This window comes from Rhodopseudomonas palustris (assembly GCF_013415845.1).
GTDB classification, from domain to species: Bacteria; Pseudomonadota; Alphaproteobacteria; order Rhizobiales; family Xanthobacteraceae; genus Rhodopseudomonas; species Rhodopseudomonas palustris_F.
In genome coordinates, this window is the sequence record NZ_CP058907.1 from 4,111,375 (window position 1) to 4,131,440 (window position 20,066).

The window sequence follows — 20,066 nt, forward strand, 5'->3', positions numbered from 1 at the left end:
TTGTCAACGACGTCCATAAAATCAAAAGCCGTGCAGGGATGAAGCGTCCACCGAAGAAACCCGCAACCGACCGCAGTTTCGTGGTGGCTCTGTCCCGCGGCCTGGAGGTGCTTCGCGCCTTCGGCCCCAATGACGGGCTGCTCGGCAACCAGGAATTGGCGGCGCGCACCAAATTGCCCAAGCCGACGATTTCGCGGCTGACCTACACCCTCACCAAGCTCGGCTATCTCACGCAGGTTCCGCGGTTCGAAAAGTATCAACTCGCACCCGCCGCGATGTCGCTCGGCTATGCGGCGCTCGCCAATCTCGGCGTCCGGCATTTGTCACAGCCTTACCGCGACGAATTGATGCAGCAGACCGGCGGCGCGGTGGCGGTCGGCGCGCGCGACCGGATCAGCATGATCTATGTCGGACAGGCGCGATCGAGCCTCACCGTCGGCGTGCAACTCGACGTCGGCTCGCGAATCCCGATCGCCACCACGGCGATGGGCCGCGCTTACTTGTGTGCGCTGCAAAGCGAAGAACGCGCGGTTTTAATGAAGGAAATGCGCGAATACTACGGCAGCCGCTGGCCGCGCATCAAAGAGGGCATCGAGCGCTCCGAAGAAATGGTGGCCAAGCATGGCTTTGCGATCTCGGTCGGCGAGTGGCAGGACGACGTGCACGCCGCGGGCGTTGCACTCACCCTCAATGATGGCACCGGGCCTTACGCGTTCAACTGTGGCGCGCCGGCTTTCCGCTTCACGGAAGAACGGCTGATCAACGACATTGGACCTCGCCTTGTCGCGATGGTAAGGAAAATCGAAGCGGCGCTCGGGGGAGTAGCTGCGCCGCAACCAAGAAAATCCGATAACAAAAGAACAAAAGGAGGGAAAGTTGCGCGTGTCGTCGAGGGGATCAGGTAGCAAAACGCTGCCTCGACCGGGCCTCTGCAAATGATGCAGGCTCAGTCTTCTTCTTCCGCGTCGCCGCTTCTTGCGGTGCGCGACGTCAGCGTCGTGTTCGGTGGCATCGTCGCCCTGAACGGCATTTCTTTCAACATGCAAAAGGGTCAGATCCTCGGACTGATCGGCCCGAACGGCGCCGGCAAGACCACGTTGTTCAACTGCCTGTCGCGGCTGTATCAGCCGAGCAAAGGCGACATCCTGCTCGAAGGCGAGAGCATTCTGACGCGGCCGCCGCACCGCATCGCGGAGATCGGAATCGGCCGCACGTTCCAGAACGTCGCGCTGTTCCCGAACATGTCGGTGATCGACAACGTGCGCGTCGGCGCGCATTGCCGCACCAATAGCGACATCGTTTCGGATTCGCTGCGCATGCCGTGGATCCGCAGCACCGAGAAGGCGCTGAACAAGAAGGTCGACGATATCCTCGGCTATCTCGATCTGCGCAGCGTCGGCCACACCACGGTGTCGGGCCTGCCGTTCGGCACCCAGAAGCGCGTCGAGCTGGCGCGTGCGCTTGCTGCCGAGCCAAAGATCCTGCTGCTCGACGAACCGGCCGGCGGTCTCAACCACGAGGAAGTCTACATCCTCGGCGACCTGATCCGCCGCATTCGCGACGACCGCGGCATCACCGTGCTGCTGGTCGAGCACCACATGGGCATGGTGATGTCGACCGCCGACTACGTGGTCGCGCTCAATTTCGGACGCAAGCTCGCAGAGGGGACGCCGACCCAGGTGCAGAACGACCCGGATGTGATCAAGGCCTATCTGGGGAGCAAGGACGAACAATGACCGCGATGCTCAACGTTCGCGACCTGCGCGCCTATTACGGCCAGGTCCAAGCGCTGCACGGGCTCGAATTCGACCTGCACGAAGGCAGCCTCACCACCCTGCTCGGCGCCAACGGCGCGGGCAAGACCACCACGCTGCGGGCGATCTGCAACATGGTGCGCTCGACCGGCACGATCGAGTTCGAGGGCAAGGCCATCAACAAGAGCTCGACGGAATCGATCGTCAAGCTCGGCATCGCCCATGTGCCTCAGGGCCGCGGCACCTTCACCACGATGACCGTGGAGGAGAACCTGCAGCTCGGCGCGATGACCCGCAAGGACACCAAGGCGATCGCCTCGGACATCGAGCGGATGTACGCGCACTTCCCGGTGCTCAAGCAGCGCCACACCCAGCAGGCCGGCACATTGTCCGGCGGTGAGCAGCAGATGCTCGCGGTCGCCCGCGCGCTGATGCTGCGGCCGCGGCTGATGCTGCTGGACGAGCCCTCGTTCGGCCTCGCGCCGCTGATCGTGCGGGATCTGTTCAAGATCCTCGGCAAGATCAACCGCGAGGACAAGGTCACCATCCTGGTGGTCGAACAGAACGCCCAGCTCGCGCTCGAGCTCGCCGACAAGGCGTATGTCATCGAGACCGGGCGGATCGTGATGTCTGGCAATGCGGCGGAAATCGCCAGCAACGAAGACGTCCGCAAATCTTATCTGGGCTACTGAGGAGACGGCCATGGATCTGTTTCTGAACCAAATCCTGGCTGGCATCGCCACCGGCGCGATCTATGCCTGTATGGCGCTCGCCGTGGTGATGATCTACCAGGCGATCGACCACCTCAACTTCGCCCAGGGCGAAATGGCGATGTTCTCGACCTTCGTCGCCTGGCAGCTGATGCAGTGGGGCGTGCCGTATTGGGGCGCGTTCGTGCTGACGCTGGCGTTCTCGTTCGCGGGCGGCGTGATCATCGAGCGGGCGCTGTTCAAGCCGCTCGGCAACGCGCCGGTGCTGACCCACGTCGCGGGCTTCATCGCCCTGTTCGCGATCATCAACTCGGTCGCGGGCCTGACCTGGGACTTCACCATCAAGCAGTTCCCGTCGCCGTTCGGCTCCTCGCCGTTCCTCGGCAGCCAGTTGATCTCGACCCACCAGGCCGGGATGATCGGCGTGACCATCGTGCTGCTGATCCTGCTGTTCCTGTTCTTCCAGTACACCAGGATCGGTCTGGCGATGCGGGCTGCGGCGTCGCAGCCTGAATCGGCACGGCTCGTCGGCATCAACACCTCGTGGATGATCGCCCTCGGCTGGGGCATGGCGGCCGCGATCGGTTCGATCGCCGGCATGCTGATCGCTCCGGTGGTGTTCCTCGAGCCCAACATGATGGGCGGCGTACTGATCTATGGGTTTGCTGCAGCGGTGCTCGGCGGTCTGTCCAGTCCGTTCGGCGCAGTGGTCGGCGGCTTCCTGGTCGGCGTGTTCGAGAACCTCGCGGGCACCTACATCCCCGGTGTCGGCAACGAGCTCAAACTGCCGATCGCACTGGCGCTGATCGTCACCGTTCTTGTCGTGAAACCCACTGGCCTGTTCGGCCGCACCATCGTCAAGCGAGTCTGAACATGAGTGCACTCCAGGAAGTCGTCAACGACACCCAGCCGGTCGAGACCACGCCGAAGAAGTACATGGCGCTCGGCAACACCGCCTCCGTCGTGGTGGTGCTGCTGCTGTGTCTCGCTCCGCTGGTCGCCAAGAACTTCATCATCTTCCAGATGACGATGGTTCTGATCTACGCCATCGCCGTGCTGGCACTGAACATCCTGACCGGCGGCTCCGGCCAGTTCTCGCTCGGCCAGAGCGCTTTCTACGCGGTCGGTGCCTACACCTCGGCGATCCTGATGGAGAACTTCGGCGTCAACTACGCGTTGACGCTGCCGATCTCCGGCGCGATCTGCTTCATCTGCGGCTATCTGTTCGGCCTGCCGGCGCTGCGATTGAGCGGCATCTATCTGGCGCTCGCGACCTTCGCGCTCGCCACCGCAATGCCGCAGCTGCTCAAGCTGCACTACTTCGAGCACTGGACCGGCGGCGTCCAGGGCCTGGTCATCACCAAGCCGGACGCGCCGTTCGGCCTGCCGATGTCCCAGGACATGTGGCTGTACTACTTCGTGCTGGTGGTCTCGATGGCGATCTACGTCGCCTCGGTCAACCTGCTGAAGTCGCGCTCCGGCCGGGCCATGATGGCGATCCGCGACAACGAAATCGCTGCTTCGGCGATGGGCGTGGACGTGGCGCGCTACAAGACGCTGGCGTTCGGCATCAGCGCCGGCATCACCGGCGTCGCCGGCGGCCTCGGCGCCATCGCGGTGCAGTTCGTTGCGCCGGACAGCTACACCATCCAGCTCGCGATCGCGCTGTTCCTCGGCATGGTGGTCGGCGGCGTCGGCTGGCTGCCGGGCTCGATCGTCGGTGCGGCGTTCATCGTGTTCGTGCCGAACATCGCGGAAGGCTTCTCCAAGGGCCTGTCGGGCGCGGTGTTCGGCGTGATCCTCGTCCTGATCATCTTCCTGCTGCCGCACGGCTCGCGGCAGATCGCCTACACGGTGCAGAACTGGGTACACAAACTCGGCCGGCGGGCATAACCCCGCTCGCACCGACCACTGCCAGCCCCTCGCGACCCGTTCGCGAGGGGCTTTTTCTTTAAGACGCTGGCCTGCCCGCCTCTGCACCGTCGGCGGGGCTGTTGCCCGATCGGAGGCTGTCGCGCTGCCTCGCGGGGGCGTATGCAGACGCCAACGAAGCGCGCGGCGGCCCGCGCGCGCCTACGATCCGATCGAGCCATGTCGTCCTTGAGCTTTTGCCGTGCGCGCCGACGCGCGTTGCTGGTACTGTCAGCCGCCGTCCTCGCCCTCGCCTCGCCGGCCCGCGCCGAGAGCCCTGCTCCCGGCCCCGGCGGCGGCACGATCCGCATCGGCAATCTGATGCCGTATTCGGGACCGGCGTCGGCCTATTCGATCGTCGGCCGGATCGAGCAGGCCTATTTCAAGATGATCAACGATCAGGGCGGCATCAATGGCCGGCAGATCGAGTTCATCTCGTATGATGACGGCTACAATCCCGCCAAGGCGGTCGAGCAGGTGCGCAAGCTGGTCGAGCGCGACGAGGTGCTGTTGGTGTTCAGCGCGATGGGCACGCCGTCCAACGCCGCGATCCAGAAGTATCTGAACCTGAAGCAGGTGCCGCAATTGTTCGCGGCCACCGGGGCAACCCGGTTCGGCGATCCCAAGGCGTTTCCGTGGACGATGGGCTGGCAGCCGCCGTACCAGACCGAAGGCCGAGTCTATGCCAAGTACATCCTGGCGACCAAACCGGCCGCACGAATCGCGGTGCTGTACCAGAACGACGACCTCGGCCGCGACCTGCTCAAGGGCCTCAAAGACGGGCTCGGTGATCGGGCCGCCGCGATGATTGCCCTGGAGGAGAGCTACGAGGTCACCGAGCCCTCGGTCGACAACCACGTGGCGCGGATGAAGGCCTCAGGCGCCGACGTGTTCGTATCCATTACGACGCCCAAATTCGCCGCCCAGAGCATCCGCGCCGCCGCCACGCTGGACTGGCATCCGCTGTATGTGCAGGCGCTGGTATCGGCCTCGATCGCCGCGGTGCTGCGGCCCGCCGGGCTCGACGCCGCGCAGGGACTGGTGTCGGCGGCCTACAACAAGGACGCCGCCGATCCACAGTGGCGCGACGATCCCGGCATGAAGCGGTTCCACGCGTTTCTCGACGCCTACGCGCCGGACGTCGATCGCGGCGACAATTCGGTGGTGTACGGCTACGGCGCCGCGCAGTGTCTGGTCGAAGTGCTGCGCCGCGCCGGCGACGATCTCAGCCGCGCCAACATCATGAAGCAGGCCGCCAGCCTCCAGGGCTACGCGCCCGACACGCTGCTGCCGGGCATCACGGTGAACACCGCGGCGGACGACTTCCATCCGATAGAGCAGCTTCGGATGATGCGGTTCTCCGGCGATCATTGGGAATTGTTCGGCCCGGTGATCGGCGGCGAGCTGCGCAACTAAGCCGCGCCACCGCCGCCCCTCCCACGCCGCCTCCAATTTATCGCCCTGCGGCATTTGGCGGCCTGCTGCAGTGCGGTTGTAATCCCGCTTTTGGTTGCTGCACTCGCGAGAACCGTGTTCAATCGGCTCCGGACCTCGACGTCCACACAAGAAGAATCGAAAATCCCAAGGAGCCTATCGATGCCCACCTTCCGTTCGGGCGCGCTCGCTGTTTCGACAGCGGTCGCCGTTTTCGCCGCGTTTAGCGGCACCACTTTCGCCCAGAAGAAATACGACACCGGCGTCACCGACACCGAGATCAAAATCGGCAACATCATCCCCTATTCGGGCCCGGCATCGGCCTACGGCACCATCGGCAAGACCGAGGAAGCCTATTTCCGGATGGTCAACGAACAGGGCGGCATCAACGGCCGCAAGATCAACTTCATCAGCTACGACGACGCCTACTCGCCACCGAAGGCGGTCGAGCAGGTGCGCAAGCTGGTCGAGGGCGATGAAGTGCTTGCGGTGTTCAACCCGCTCGGCACCCCGTCCAACACCGCGATTCAGAAGTACCTCAACGCCAAGAAGGTGCCGCAACTGTTCGTCGCCACCGGCGCCAGCAAGTGGAACGATCCGAAGGCGTTCCCGTGGACGATCGGCTGGCAGCCGTCTTACCAGAGCGAGGCGCAGATCTACGTCAAATACATCATGAAGGAAAAGCCGAACGCCAAGGTGGCGATCCTTTATCAGAACGACGACTTCGGCAAAGACTACCTGAAGGGCACCAAGGACGGCTTCGGCGAGAAAGGCGCCTCGATGATCATCGCCGAGGAAGCCTATGAAATCTCCGAACCGACCATCGACAGCCACATCGTCAAGCTAAAGTCGCTCAATCCCGACGTACTGCTGATCTACACCACGCCGAAGTTCGGCGCGCAGACCATCCGCAAGACCGCCGAGATCGGCTGGAAGCCGTTGCAGATCCTCACCAACGTGTCGGCCTCGGTCGGCAGCGTGATGCAGCCCGCCGGCTTCGACAACGCCCAGGGCGTGTTGTCGGCCAACTACGCCAAGGATCCGACCGACCCGCAGTGGGACAACGATCCGAGGTTCAAGAAGTGGCACGCCTTCGTCGACAAATACATGCCGGGCGCCAACAAGGCCGACGGCAATCTGGTTTACGGCTACGGCGCCGCCCAGACGCTGCACAAGGTGCTGGAAATGTGCGGCGATAACCTGACCCGCGAAAACCTGATGAAGCAGGCCGCCAGCCTGAAGGACTTCGAGCCGGACACCCTGCTACCGGGCGTCAAGATCAACACCTCGCCGACCGACTTCGCCCCGATCAGCCAACTGCAGATGATGCGGTTCAAGGGCGACAAGTGGGAACTGTTCGGCGACATCATCTCGGCGGACGCACCGACGAACTGATCGCGTCCCCCACCGCGACCCGATTCTCACCCCTCCCCCGGCAAGCGATTGCCGGGGGATTTTCTTTGCGCCGAAGCCAAGCCGGCCACGGCGGACCAGCCGCCCCGCACAACCCGCGCGAGCGGGTGCAGCGCACCAACGCCGAACCAGATCGAGAAATCTGGTAGTTCTACTGACCTAATTAGTTCGCTTTCGGTTACTTCGCATCGCAACAATACTGAGTGCGACGTCATAGCTATCGACGATACTTGCTGGCCCATTCGGGAAGGTGTTGAATGTTCGTCGAAGGGCCACCAAGAGCCCGCACCCGACACAACAATCACACATCCAAGAAAAGGGAGTCAGAAATGCCTTCACTCCGTTCGCACGCGGCTGCGCTTTCCGCGGCAGTTCTCGTCAGTTTCGCAGCCTCGAACGGCGCGCTCGCGCAAAAGAAGTACGATCCGGGCGCAAGCGATACCGAAATACGAATCGGCAACATCATGCCCTACAGCGGCCCCGCTTCCGCCTATGGCGTGATCGGCCGCACCGAGGCCGCCTATTTCAAGATGATCAACGACAAGGGCGGCATCAACGGGCGCAAGATCAACTTCATCAGCTACGACGACGCCTATTCGCCGCCGAAGACCGTGGAGCAGGCGCGCAAGCTGGTCGAGAGCGACGAGGTGCTCCTGATCTTCAATTCGCTCGGCACGCCGCCGAATTCGGCGATCCACAAATACATGAACAGCAAGAAGGTGCCGCAGCTGTTCGTCGCCACCGGCGCCAGCAAATGGAACGACCCGAAGAACTATCCGTGGACGATGGGCTGGCAGCCCAATTACCAGAGCGAAACCCAGATCTACGCCAAATATATCCTGAAGGAGATGCCGAACGCCAAGATCGCCGTGCTGTATCAGAACGACGACTACGGCAAGGACTATCTGAAAGGCTTCGAAGACGGTCTCGGCGCCAAGGGCCAGTCGATGATCGTGATGAAGGAAAGCTATGAGGTCTCGGAGCCAACGATCGACAACCACATCGTCAAGCTGAAGTCGACCGGCGCCGACGTCTTCATCAACATCACCACGCCGAAATTCGCCGCCCAGGCGATCAAGAAGCTGGCCGAAGTCGGCTGGAAGCCGACCCACTTCCTCAACAACGTCTCGGCCTCGGTCGGCAGCGTGATCAAGCCGGCCGGCTATGAGAACGCCCAGGGCGTGATCTCTGCGGCCTATCTGAAGGACGTCTCTGACGACCAGTGGAAGGACGACGCCGGCATGAAGCAGTTCCTCGCCTTCATGGACAAGGAGTTCCCGGAAGGCAACAAGCTCGACGGCGGCACCATCGTCGGCTACGGCGTGGCGCAGACGCTGGTCGAAGTGCTGAAGGCCTGCGGCGACAACCTGACCCGCGAGAACGTCATGAAGCAGGCCGCCAGCCTGAAGGACTATCGCACCGAAGTGCTGCTGCCGGGCATCAAGATCAACACCTCGGCCACCGACTTCGCCCCGGTCAGCCAGCTGCAGCTGATGCGGTTCAAGGGCGAGAAGTGGGAGCTGTTTGGCGACGTCATCAGCGCCGACGTCGGCGGCTGATCGGCACGACCCGAACCACAGCACTCAACAACAAGCAGAAGCCCCGGGCGTCACGCCCGGGGCTTCGTCGTTTCGATCCGCCGATATTTTTGAAGTCTGCTCGTTTCTGAAGTCAGCCCGGCGATCAGGCCGCGGCTGCAACGTTGATCGAGCTCTCGGCGAGCTTGGTCAGGGTCTGATCGGTGGTCTTTTCCTGCTGCAGCGTCTGGTCGATCAGCTTGGCAGCGTCCTTCATGCCGAGCTGGGTCGCCCACTGCTTCAGGGTGCCGTAGCGAGAGATCTCGTAGTGTTCGACCGCCTGGGCCGCGGCGAGCAGGCCGGCATCGAGCGCCTCGGTGCCCTTGTACTCGTCCATGATCTCCTTGCCCTCGTCGATGATGCCGAGGATGGCGTCGCAGGTCTTGCCGCGGGCCGGCTTCTCGAGCAGTTCGAACACCTGCTCCAGCCTCTCGATCTGGCCTTCGGTTTCGTCACGATGCTTCTCGAACGCGGCGCGCAGTTTGTCGGAGGTTGCGGCCTTCGCCATCTTCGGCAACGCCTTCAGGATCTGCTTCTCGGCGAAATAGATGTCCTTCAAGGTGTCGAGGAACAGGTCGTTGAGGTCCTTGTCTTTGGTGGCAACCATGCTGTGATCTCCGGAGGTGAATGGTGTGGCGCTGACAGTGCAACCGCCCAACGCGACCTTCCGACGAATGTTCCTGACAATCGCTCGCGTAGCACTGTCATCCCACCGTCAAATCATCGAGGCAAAATCGTCATTCGTTCGTAGAGGGTGACGAGAATGATCGGCGACATCAGCCCCACCTCCACCGTCGCCGCGGCTCCGGTCCGCTGCAGGGCCATGCTGCGTCTGGTGTGATCGGGCCGTGATGCCGACCGTATTGCCACTCGCGGGTGATGTCCGCTTCAGCGTTCCCGAGGAGGAAGCCGCCGCCGGCGCGTCCGCGCAGCCGACGGTGCCTGGCCTGATCTGGTCATTCAGAATCGGCCCCGACGGCGCGGCGCAAAGCGGACCGGACGGCGGCTTTCCGCTCGAACCGCATGACGGCTGGACCTGGCTGCACCTCGATCTCACCGACACCCGCGCGCTGCAGTGGATCGGCGGCACCGCGTTGCCGCCGCCTGCCAAGACGCTGCTGCAGGCCGCCGACGTCTATCAGCAGATCCACAGCCTGGATGGCTGCGTATACGGCGCGATCGCCGACCTCGGCCGCGACATCGACGAAATCACCGAGGATATCGGGTTGCTGCGGTTCGTGATGACCGAGCATCTGGTGATCACTGGCCGCCACCAGCCGCTCGGCGCGGTCGACGCCGCCCGGCGGGCGCTGGAAAACGGCCAACGGGTCGAGAGCTGTGCCGGCCTGTTCGACCTGATCGTCCACAACGTTGCCGAGGCGATCGAAGCGATCGCCGACGACATGGTGCAGGCGCTCGACCGGCTCGAGGAAAAGCTGCTCACCGACGATACGGACGAACTGCGCCAGGGCCTCGGCCGACTACGCCGGAGTTGCGTGCGGCTGCACCGGCATCTGTCGGGACTGCGGGTGCTGCTGCACCGGTTTAACCGCGACGGCACCGAGCTGGCGCCGTCGCTGCGTCCCTGTGCCGGCAAGCTGGCGCAGCGGCTCGACGGGCTCGACCATTCGGTGGTGGAGATGCGCGAGCGCAGCCGGCTACTGCAGGAAGAGCTGCACCTGCAGATCGAGGAACAGGGCAACAATAGCCTGCGGGTGCTGTCGGTGCTGACCGCGTTGCTGCTGCCGCCGACCCTGGTCACCGGCATGTTCGGCATGAACCTGCACGGCCTGCCGTTCTCCGAGGATGGCGGCGGCTTCGGCTGGGCGCTGGTGATCATGCTGCTGTCGTCGATCGTCGCCTATGTGGTGATGAAGCGTTTCGGCCTCATCAGGTAGCCCAATCCCGTGTGCCCGCCGTTCCGACCCCAGCCGCCCGTCGCGGCACCCCACCGGCCTGCCGCGGTGCCCGTTGTGGCCCGGCGGCTACGCCATTGTGAAATCTGTGGGCGTGGCCGATCGGTGGCCGCGCCCCGCCGATCGCTGTGATACGGGACGCAGCATCGAATACCAGGACGATCCAGCGCGTGCGAAACACTCTCCTTTTTCCGATCCTCGCTGCCGCCACGATCTGCGCCGCGCCCGCCGGTGCGGCCGATCTCGCGCGCAAGGCGCCGGAGGCGCCGCGCGCGGTGTTCGACTGGAGCGGGTTCTATATCGGCGCGCATTTCAGCGCGGTCGCAGGTCACTCGAACTGGAGCTCCACCCCGGCCGGCGGCAGCGGCTCGATCGATCTGTTCGATGCGTTTCAGCTATTCAAAGGCACTGGCAGCTACGTGATCGGCTTGCAGGCCGGCTACAACTGGATGCTGCCGTCGCGCTGGCTGATCGGCATCGAGGCCGACCTCAATTCACCGAACACCCTCGGCGGTAACACCGGCAACACGCTGCCGTCCGGCACGGTCGGCGGCCATGATCATCAGGCGCTGCTCGGCGGCACCGTGCGCGGCCGGGTCGGCTACGCGTTCGACGGCTGGCTACCCTACGTCACCGCCGGCTTCGCCTGGAGCTACGACCGGCTGCGCTGGCCGCCGGATCCCTCGCTCGCGCAGCAGGAGACCGCACTGTTGTGGCGGCTCGGCTGGGCCGCCGGCGCTGGCGTGGACGTGCCGCTATCGCCGGCCTGGAGCGCGCGCGCCGAATATCTGGCGACCGGGTTCGGTTCCGGCACTGTCAGCTTTCCGATCGCCGGCCAGAGCGTGTCGTCCGACGTGCTGACACACGCGGTCCGGCTCGGCCTGAACTATCGGCTCGGCGACGACCTGACCAAGTCCGACGTGTTCACCAAAGGCATCGACGCACTGGAGCTGGAGCGCTTCGCGGTGCACGGCCAGAGCACCTTCACCTGGCAATACGCGCCCGGATTCCGCTCGCCGTATAGCGGCGCCAACAGCCTCGCCCCGAACCAGGCGCGCGAGACCTTCGACGCCACGCTCTACATCGGCGCCAAACTGTGGGACGGCGCCGAGTTCTGGGTCAATCCGGAAATCAATCAGGGCTTCGGCCTCAGCGGCACCTTCGGCATCGCGTCGTTCCCGAGCGCGGAGTCCTACAAGGTCGGCGCCAACTATCCGTATGCGCGGGTGCCGCGCTATTTCGTCCGCCAGACGCTCGATCTCGGCGGTGCGGTCGAAACCGTGCAGGGCGGGCCCAACCAGTTCGCCGGCAAGCAATCCGCCGAGCGCATCGTCATCACCGCCGGCAAGTTCTCGGTCGGCGACATCTTCGACGTCAACAAATACGCCCACGACCCGCGCGTCGACTTCCTCAACTGGGGCCTCGCCGACGCGCTGACCTTCGACTACGCGGCCGACGCCTGGGCGTTCACCTACGGCACCGCGGTCGAGTGGTACACCGGCGCCTGGACGGTGCGCGGCGGCGTGTTCGACCTGCCGCAGACGCCGAACAGCACCGATCTCGATTCCAGCTTCGGACAGTTCCAGCTGGTCGGCGAACTCGAACACCGCCACGAACTGTGGGGCCTGGCCGGCAAGGTACTGGTCACCGGCTTCCTGAACCGCGCCCGGCTCGGCAACTTCACCGATGCGGTCCGCGCCGCGCAGGCGACCGGCGCGACGCCGAACATCGCCGACGTGCGGCGCTACACCTCCAAGACCGGCCTATCCGCCAGCCTGGAGCAGCAGCTCACCGCCGACATCGGCATGTTCGCGCGCGCCGGCTTCAGCAGCCCGAACCTCGAGACCAACGCCTTCACCGATTCCGACCGCACGGTGTCGGCGGGCCTGTCGCTGTCGGGGCGGATGTGGGGCCGTGCCGACGACACCGTCGGCATCGGCGGCCTGCTCAACCACATCTCGGCGTCGCGGATCGCCTATCTCGACGCCGGCGGCCTGACGGCGATCATCGGCGATGGCCGCCTGCCCAACCCCGGCGACGAGAAGGTGTTCGAAGCCTATTACAGCCTGCCGGTGTATTCGTGGCGGCTGACCGCGGACTACCAGTTCGTCGCCAACCCGGCCTTCAACCGCGACCGCGGCCCGGTCCACCTGATCGCCACGCGACTGCGCACGCAGTTTTAGCTGCAGTGATGAGATGCCGTCATGGCCGGGCTCGTCCCGGCCATCCACGTCTTTCGTTACGGTTATGTCCGCAAAGACCTGGATGCTGGCACAGGGTCGAGCATGACGAAGTTCGAGGCGACGCTTAGCGTCACGCCGCCAGCTGGGTCTCCACCAGCCGCACCCAGTACGAGGTACCGTACACGATCGCCTCGTCGTTGAAGTCGTAGGCCGGGTGATGCAGCCCGGCGCTGTCGCCGTTGCCGATGAACACGAACGCGCCCGGCCGCTTCTCCAGCATGTAGGCAAAATCCTCGGCGCCCATCAGCGGCGGCAGCGGCACCACATTGGCCTCGCCGGCGACGTCGCGCGCGACCTGGATCGCCACGTCGGTCTCCGCCATGTGGTTGACCAGCACCGGATAGCCGCGCTCGTAGGTGAGCTCGATCCTTGTGCCGGTCAGCTGCGCGACGCCGGCGACGACATCCCGCACCCGCTGCTCGACCATGTCGCGTACCTCGGCGGTCATGGTCCGCACCGTGCCCTTCAGCTCGGCGTATTGCGGAATCACGTTGCGGGCGTTGCCGGCGTGGAATTCGCACATCGACACCACCGCGGCTTCGAACGGATCGACGTTGCGCGACACGATGCCCTGCAGCGCGGTGATCAGTTGCGCGCCCGCCAGCACCGGATCGACGCACAGATGCGGCCGCGCGGCGTGGCCGCCATGGCCTTCGATGCGGATATCGATCGCATCGGTCGCCGCCATCACCGGTCCCGGGCTGATCGCGAACGCGCCGACCGGAATGCCGGGACCGTTGTGCATGCCGTACACCTGCTCGATGCCGAACCGCTCCATCAGGCCGTCGTCGATCATCGCCGCGGCGCCGGCACCGCCCTCCTCGGCCGGCTGAAAGATCATCACCGCATCGCCGACGAAGTTGCGCGTCTCGGCGAGATAGCGCGCGGCTCCGAGCAGCATCGCAGTGTGGCCGTCGTGGCCGCAGGCGTGCATCTTGCCGGGCACCTTGGAGGCATAAGGCAATCCGGTTGCCTCGACGATCGGCAGCGCGTCCATGTCGGCGCGCAGCCCGATCGCCTTGAGATCGCCGGTGCCGGCCGGCCGAGCGCCACGGATCACCCCGACCACGCCGGTGCGGCCGAGCCCGGTGACGACCTCGTCGCAGCCGAATTCGCGCAACCGTTCGGCGACGAACGCCGCGGTGCCTTCGACGTCGTACATCAGCTCCGGCTGCTGATGCAGCGTGCGGCGCCAGGCCGCGATGTCGGGCTGCAGATCGGCGACGCGGTTGATCACGGGCATGAGGCGATGCGGCTCCAGTTCTCGAAGCCAGCAGGCTAACCGCCCCGTCCCGCTCCGGCAACTGTACAGCGCCGGCCCGCGGCGCTAAGCCTCTGCGCAACGACAAAATATACGGGCGGACTCGATGACGGCACGAATCGAAGGCGAATTCGACACCATCGTGGTGGGCGCGGGCACCGCAGGTTGTATCGTTGCCAACCGCCTATCCGCCGATCCGAGCCGGAAGGTGCTGCTGCTCGAAGCCGGCGGCCGCGACAACTGGATCTGGTTTCACATTCCGGTCGGCTATCTGTTCGCTATCGGCAATCCGCGCTCCGACTGGATGTTCAAGACCGAGCCCGAGCCCGGACTGAATGGTCGGTCATTGGCCTATCCGCGCGGCAAGGTGATCGGCGGCTCCTCGGCGATCAACGCGATGATCTCGATGCGCGGCCAGGCCGCCGATTACGACCATTGGCGGCAGCTCGGCCTCGCCGGCTGGGGCTGGGACGATGTCCGCAAGGTGTTCCGCCGGCTCGAAGACCACTTCCTCGGCGACAGCGAGCATCACGGCGCCGGCGGCGGCTGGCGGATCGAGGCGGCGCGGCTGTCGTGGCCGATCCTCGATGCGGTGGCGAACGCCGCCTGCGAGATGGGAATCCCGCGCAGCGCCGACTTCAACACCGGCGACAACGAGGGCGTCGGCTATTTCCACGTCAACCAGAAGCGCGGCCGGCGCTGGTCGTCGGCGCGCGGCTTTCTCAAGCCTGCGCTGCATCGCTCCAACCTGCGGCTCGAAACCAATGTCGTGGTCGACCGCGTGCTGGTCGAGAACGGCCGCGCGGTCGGCGTCCGCTTCCTGCAGAATGGCGTGCCGATCGAAGCCCGCGCCCGCCGCGAGGTGGTGCTGTGCGCCGGCGCGATCGGCTCGATCCAGGTGCTGCATCGCTCCGGCATCGGCCCGGCCGAATGGCTGAAGCCGCTCGGCATCGAGCCGGTGCTCGATCGCCCGGGCGTCGGCCGCAACCTGCAGGACCATCTGCAGCAACGCGCGATCTACAAGGTCAGCGGCGGCCGCACGTTGAACGAGATCTATCACTCGCTGCCGCGCCGCGCCTGGATGGGGCTGGACTACGCGCTGCGCCGGCGCGGGCCGCTCACCATGGCGCCGTCGCAGCTCGGCATCTTCACCCGCTCCGATCCGCATCAGGAGCGCGCCAACATCCAGTTCCACGTGCAGCCGCTGTCGCTCGACAAGTTCGGCGATCCGCTGCATCGCTTCCCGGCGATCACCGTCAGCGCCTGCAACCTGCGGCCGACCTCACGCGGCGAAATCAAGCTGAAATCCACCGCACTCGACGCCGCGCCGTCGATCGCGCCGCACTATCTGTCGACCGCCGAAGACTGCCGCGTCGCGGCCGATGCGATCCGCGTGACGCGGCGGTTGATGAAGCAGCAGGCGCTGGCGACGTATCACCCGGAGGAGTATCTGCCCGGCCCGTCGGTCGGCGACGACGACGCCTCGCTCGCCAAAGCTGCCGGCGATATCGGCACCACGATCTTCCATCCCGTCGGCACCGCCAAGATGGGCCGCGCCGACGATCCGCTCGCGGTGGTCGACGAACGCCTGCGCTTCCACGGCCTCGATGGCCTGCGCATCGTCGACGCCTCGATCATGCCGACGATCACCTCCGGCAACACCAACACCCCCACCGCGATGATCGCCGAGAAGGGCGCGACGATGATTTTGGAGGATGGGAAGCAGTTGTAAGCGCAAAAAATACGTCATCCGCAGTCGCCGCCTGGAAACGGCACATTGAGGGATAACACCAATTGCAAGCGATTGCCCCGTAATAGAGCGGCACATTGACCTCAATGGATGAGTGCGCGATGCTTGAGAAGGTCTACAGTGCCCGCGTCGTTGATTCGTTTTCCAGACTAGAAATGGATTTTGCTCCCGAATTTGGCAACGCAACGCCGGGGATCGAGGGGGCGCCCCATGACCACAATTGAACGTTGGACCAGAGACTTGGGATATGGCGACGTGCCAGGTGCACTGTTAGCCGACGCCGACCAAGTTCCTGCGGATCATCCTTTTGCTACCGAGGTGGTGGGGATGTTCGACCCCGGTAGCGATGTTGGCGCTTCGGCCGTCCTTTGCATTGATCGAGTGCCTACCGTTTGTTTGGTTGATGCCGAACAACTTAAAGGCGACGAGAGAGCGAAAGCGGACCAGATTCGTCGATTTTGCGAGCGGCTCTGGAATCAAAATCTGGCTCGCATCGTTCTGGTGGTAGCAGACGACTATGTCGATGCGTGGTCCGTCGACGATCCACAGGCCCCGTGCGAGCGACTTTCAGATGGGTCCGGCATAGCGCTCACTGAGTTCTCCTTCCAGGGATTGTTGAGCGGAGAAATCCTAAAGAATCGGGCCACCTGGTTTGATCCACATAAGCGGGTGGACAAAACCTTGCTCGATAATGTGCGAGTGTTGGTGGAACGGCTATCTGGCACCATCGCCGCCAATATCGCACGTGAACTAACCGCTTCCGTCATCTTCGTGGCCTACCTCGAAGATCGAGAGATCATTACGGACGCGTATCGCGCGAGCCGTAACGTATCAAGCTTGATCGAGCTTCTGGGAAACTATAACGCGATTGGCCTCGAGCGGCTTTTTGGTCAGCTTCAGAAGGACTTCAACGGAGACTTCCTTGCGACCGACGGCCGCCATGAGGCGACTTGGCGCGGCTTGCCGCCACGTGCGTTCGAGGAACTTCACCACTTCCTGCGTCGCACCGTACTACGGTCCGGTCAGACTGCCTTTTGGCGCTATAATTTCGCGCAGATTCCAATCGAATTGATTGCCGGCATCTACGAAACCTTCCTCGGACAGAAGGCAGAGACCGAGGCGGAAGCTGGCGAAAGCGTAACCGCGAAGCGGAAACAGGGAGCCTATTATACGCCACGGCTGCTGTCGGATTGGGTCGTCGAACAGGCGCTCGCCGGACTCGATCCACTGGAGCAGCGCATCTTCGATGGGGCCTGCGGTTCGGGAATGCTTCTCACTGCGGCATTTCGACGGCTGATGCGTGCGCAGCGAGCCGCCGCCCATGCAAAAAACAACAACAACCATGACTTCGCAGCGCGTTGCCGCCTTTTGCTCGGCAATATCTTCGGCAGCGATATTGATGAAGACGCACGCCGATTGACCGCTTTCAGCCTCTATTTAGCGCTGCTGTCCGACCTCGCGCCACGCGACCTTGAGCTACTACGCAAGGGTGGACACAAACTGCCATCGCTCAAGAAAAATATCCGAAGCCACGGCCAAGGTAATTTCTTCAGTCAAGATAGCGAATCGATCAACCGCGAGCAGTACACGGTGTTTCTCTCCAACCCTCCGTGGCGAGAGATGCCGCCGGGAGCCCCGGAAACCACTGTCGTTGAAGCCTGGGCCGAGCGTCAACCAAATACCGTACACTGGCCTAAGCGCCAAATCGCGGCAGCGTTCGCGCTCGCAGCGGCAGACTCATTGACTGCGCACGGCCGCGTGGCGATGATTTTGCCGATAGGTCTCTTTATTTCGGCAGAGCCGAGCACGCGGCGCTTCCGAGCAAACCTACTTTCGCGTTACAAGATCGACCGCATCACGAATTTTGCCGATATGCGGCGGCTCATTTTCGTCGATGCTGACCACCCATTTGTTGTGATGATTGCCACGCGGCGCGCCGAAGCCGTCGACGACCTATCGGCTGAGCAGTTTGAATACTGGACACCTAAAACCGACATCGCACTTGCCTTCGGCCGCCTCACGCTTCATGGCGCCGATCGAACGATCTTGCGCGCCCCGGCATTGATTGATGAGACGCCGCATCTACGCCTTCGATATTGGGGCACCCTGCAGGACCTGGCATTGCTCGAACGTCTCTGGCAACACGGCTCGGTCAACGATCTGCGCTCGCGTTTTGGCTGGGAGAAAGGTAAGGGCTTCCACCGGGTCGACAATGATCGGCGTATCCCACGGCATCTGCGATCTGTGATTCCGTCACGATGGCTGCTGACTCACAAATTTCTCAAGGCAGAGCGAATCCCCGGTGATCTGCCCATCGTCGATAAACTCTGTTTGGAACGATTTCCCTACGAGCGTATCGCGCGAGAACCGGATGAGCTGCGACGCAATTTCAAAGGCGCCCGTGTTATCTGGCCAGACGGGACCCATCCCGAGAATGGGGTAAAGGCAGTCTTCGCAGAAGACCCGTTCAGCTTTCAACACTCGGTCGGTGTCTTATCGGCACCTGACAACGAAAATGGTAGGCTTGAGGCTCGTTTTTTGACGGCGTATATGCGCTCGTCGATGGGAACGTGGCTCTCGCTCCTGCTAAGTCCTTCGGTTGCGGCCGAACGTCCAAAGCTGCACGTCAACGAGTTGCTGAGCTGGCCTTATTGGCCGGCGGCAGGGCATCCGCAGCCAAAAAAAGCCAAGGCCATTCTGAAGAAAGTTGATCGCCTCTTTAAAACAATCGAGAGTGCTGAGCCGCTAACTCGACCGGCGAAATACGCCGCACGCAAGGCGGAATTCGAGGAGCTTGTCTTCGACTATTTTGCACTACGACCGGAAGAGCGTGTGTTGGTTCAAGAACTGGCAACCTACGCTGGGCAATCTCTACAACCTGGCAGTCTCAGCTATGAGATGCTTGTGAAATCTATGCGGCGCCCCCCGGAGCGGGACCAGATCGAGCGTTACTGTAAGCGACTAGTGCAAGTTCTAACTGAATGGCGCAACGCAACTGGAGGGAAGGGTGAGTTGAGCGCAGTTGCATGGACAGCGCGCAGCATTCCTCTCGGGGGCGTCATTGTCACGATCTCGGAATCCAAGCCGCGTAAAGCCATAGCCAACCGCTTGGAGGACGATCGCGTGGTTGCCGAACTTCTCAACATAGTCGCAACCGCTATGGACGGCAGTTCCGAGCAAATGCTGACTGTGCCGGACGTCATCGTGGTCAAGGGTGATCGCATTACGGTCGTTAAACCACTCGTTACTCGGTTCTGGCTTGAACGCGCCGCAATCGAAGACGCCAGCAAATTGGCAGGGGAAATAAATGCCATTCGACGGACGAAGAGTTCAGTATGAGCGACGTCAAGGGCCTGACCGCCGATAGTCCCTTCGTCGACCTGTTCGGCGATCCTCCGGTTTCGGCCTTGCTCGCTTACGTACACGAGACTTGGCTCGCCTATGCCGAGCTTTACAAAAACTCGGAGCTGCCGCTGCGAAAACGTACCGAACCGCAATTGACACAAGCCCTGGCAGCAAGTTTACGCGAACGACAGGATGCGGGTGAACAACCCTTTGCAGGCGATTTCTATGGCGAGTTGTCGGAGTACGTTCTCGACAAGGCGACTGGGTTGCCCAAGTGCATTGCACGCACTGATATCGAATGGCGCCTCTACGGTGTCTCGGGATTTATCATCGAGTTCAAGATACTGGACGGGAAATCGCAACGCCGTGAGAAATATTTGCTGGACGGCGTGATGCGCTTCGTTATCGGTCGTTACAGCGGTTCGGCAACTGCGGGTGCGATGTTTGCATTGCTTCGCAAATCTGCAGCCAAAGATCCCACCCTGCTATTGGTTGAATTAGAGAAAGACTGCACTGACCTTCGATGCACGGGCGTCAAAAAAGATTCAGAACTTCTGCCGAAAATCGCAGCGTTCGATTCAGCCCACCAAAGGAGCGCGCCGCACGTCACCCCATTTAAACTGGCACACCTTTTCGTTAAACTACCGGAGTAAAAGGAGCCATTGGAGCAGAAGTCGACCCTGAGCACAACTTGGCGGCTACTATCTAACTTGACGTTTCCGGTTACGAAATTGGCAAGCTGATGCCCGCCA

15 protein-coding genes are annotated in these 20,066 nt (G+C 63.1%); 13 read left to right on the forward strand and 2 right to left on the reverse strand.

The annotated features are described in order from the left end of the window. Positions 1-38: 38 nt before the first annotated feature. The 8 genes from HZF03_RS18800 to HZF03_RS18835 all read left to right on the forward strand — a co-directional run bounded on the left by HZF03_RS18800 (position 39) and on the right by HZF03_RS18835 (position 8,781). Positions 39-905 (forward strand): IclR family transcriptional regulator, encoded by an 867-nt coding sequence (locus HZF03_RS18800; RefSeq protein WP_011159256.1) that lies wholly within the window; start codon positions 39-41, stop codon positions 903-905. A 30-nt stretch (positions 906-935) separates the two neighbouring features. Next, positions 936-1,736, forward strand: coding sequence for an ABC transporter ATP-binding protein (locus HZF03_RS18805; protein WP_011159257.1), 801 nt, complete (start codon positions 936-938; stop codon positions 1,734-1,736). Beyond that, positions 1,733-2,446, forward strand: coding sequence for an ABC transporter ATP-binding protein (locus tag HZF03_RS18810; RefSeq protein ID WP_011159258.1), 714 nt, complete (start codon positions 1,733-1,735; stop codon positions 2,444-2,446). The genes HZF03_RS18805 and HZF03_RS18810 overlap by 4 nt, the downstream gene beginning before the upstream one ends. A gap of 10 nt (positions 2,447-2,456) precedes the next feature. Next, positions 2,457-3,335 (forward strand): branched-chain amino acid ABC transporter permease, encoded by an 879-nt coding sequence (locus HZF03_RS18815; protein WP_011159259.1) that lies wholly within the window; start codon positions 2,457-2,459, stop codon positions 3,333-3,335. A 2-nt stretch (positions 3,336-3,337) separates the two neighbouring features. Beyond that, positions 3,338-4,357 carry a branched-chain amino acid ABC transporter permease gene (locus HZF03_RS18820; RefSeq protein ID WP_104512645.1) on the forward strand — a complete coding sequence of 340 codons (1,020 nt, stop codon included), beginning with the start codon at positions 3,338-3,340 and terminating at the stop codon, positions 4,355-4,357. Positions 4,358-4,555: 198 nt separating this feature from the next. Continuing rightward, complete coding sequence (locus tag HZF03_RS18825) at positions 4,556-5,791, forward strand: ABC transporter substrate-binding protein (protein ID WP_119018008.1); 1,236 nt, start codon at positions 4,556-4,558, stop codon at positions 5,789-5,791. 180 nt (positions 5,792-5,971) lie between these two features. Continuing rightward, entirely contained in the window at positions 5,972-7,204 is a 1,233-nt protein-coding gene (locus tag HZF03_RS18830) for an ABC transporter substrate-binding protein (RefSeq protein WP_119018009.1), read from the forward strand. Positions 7,205-7,551: 347 nt separating this feature from the next. After that, positions 7,552-8,781, forward strand: a complete 1,230-nt coding sequence (locus HZF03_RS18835; RefSeq protein WP_012497121.1) for an ABC transporter substrate-binding protein — start codon at positions 7,552-7,554, stop codon at positions 8,779-8,781. Positions 8,782-8,905: 124 nt separating this feature from the next. On the opposite strand, the gene HZF03_RS18840 is transcribed toward HZF03_RS18835, so the two are convergent. Further along, positions 8,906-9,406: a YciE/YciF ferroxidase family protein gene (locus HZF03_RS18840; RefSeq protein WP_011159264.1), complete on the reverse strand. Its 501-nt coding sequence runs from the start codon at positions 9,404-9,406 to the stop codon at positions 8,906-8,908. A gap of 244 nt (positions 9,407-9,650) precedes the next feature. On the opposite strand from HZF03_RS18840, the gene HZF03_RS18845 reads away from it, so the two are divergent. Together HZF03_RS18845 and HZF03_RS18850 are read left to right on the forward strand one after the other, a co-directional pair. Next, positions 9,651-10,697 (forward strand): transporter, encoded by a 1,047-nt coding sequence (locus HZF03_RS18845; protein WP_119018010.1) that lies wholly within the window; start codon positions 9,651-9,653, stop codon positions 10,695-10,697. Positions 10,698-10,885: 188 nt separating this feature from the next. After that, the gene (locus HZF03_RS18850; protein ID WP_119018011.1) at positions 10,886-12,898 is read left to right on the forward strand and encodes a carbohydrate porin; all 2,013 of its coding nucleotides are present in this window, start codon (positions 10,886-10,888) and stop codon (positions 12,896-12,898) included. A 130-nt stretch (positions 12,899-13,028) separates the two neighbouring features. Here HZF03_RS18850 and HZF03_RS18855 read toward each other — a convergent pair whose 3' ends face one another. After that, positions 13,029-14,201: a M20 aminoacylase family protein gene (locus HZF03_RS18855; protein WP_011159267.1), complete on the reverse strand. Its 1,173-nt coding sequence runs from the start codon at positions 14,199-14,201 to the stop codon at positions 13,029-13,031. 124 nt (positions 14,202-14,325) lie between these two features. Here HZF03_RS18855 and HZF03_RS18860 point away from each other — a divergent pair, with 124 nt between their 5' ends. The 3 genes from HZF03_RS18860 (at position 14,326) to HZF03_RS18870 (ending at position 19,967) form a co-directional block, all read left to right on the forward strand. After that, positions 14,326-15,951: a GMC family oxidoreductase gene (locus HZF03_RS18860; RefSeq protein ID WP_119018012.1), complete on the forward strand. Its 1,626-nt coding sequence runs from the start codon at positions 14,326-14,328 to the stop codon at positions 15,949-15,951. Positions 15,952-16,179: 228 nt separating this feature from the next. Continuing rightward, positions 16,180-19,308, forward strand: a complete 3,129-nt coding sequence (locus HZF03_RS18865; protein ID WP_119018013.1) for an N-6 DNA methylase — start codon at positions 16,180-16,182, stop codon at positions 19,306-19,308. Further along, positions 19,305-19,967 carry a hypothetical protein gene (locus HZF03_RS18870; protein ID WP_119018014.1) on the forward strand — a complete coding sequence of 221 codons (663 nt, stop codon included), beginning with the start codon at positions 19,305-19,307 and terminating at the stop codon, positions 19,965-19,967. Before HZF03_RS18865 ends, HZF03_RS18870 begins: the two co-directional genes overlap by 4 nt. The last annotated feature ends 99 nt before the right edge of the window (positions 19,968-20,066 follow it).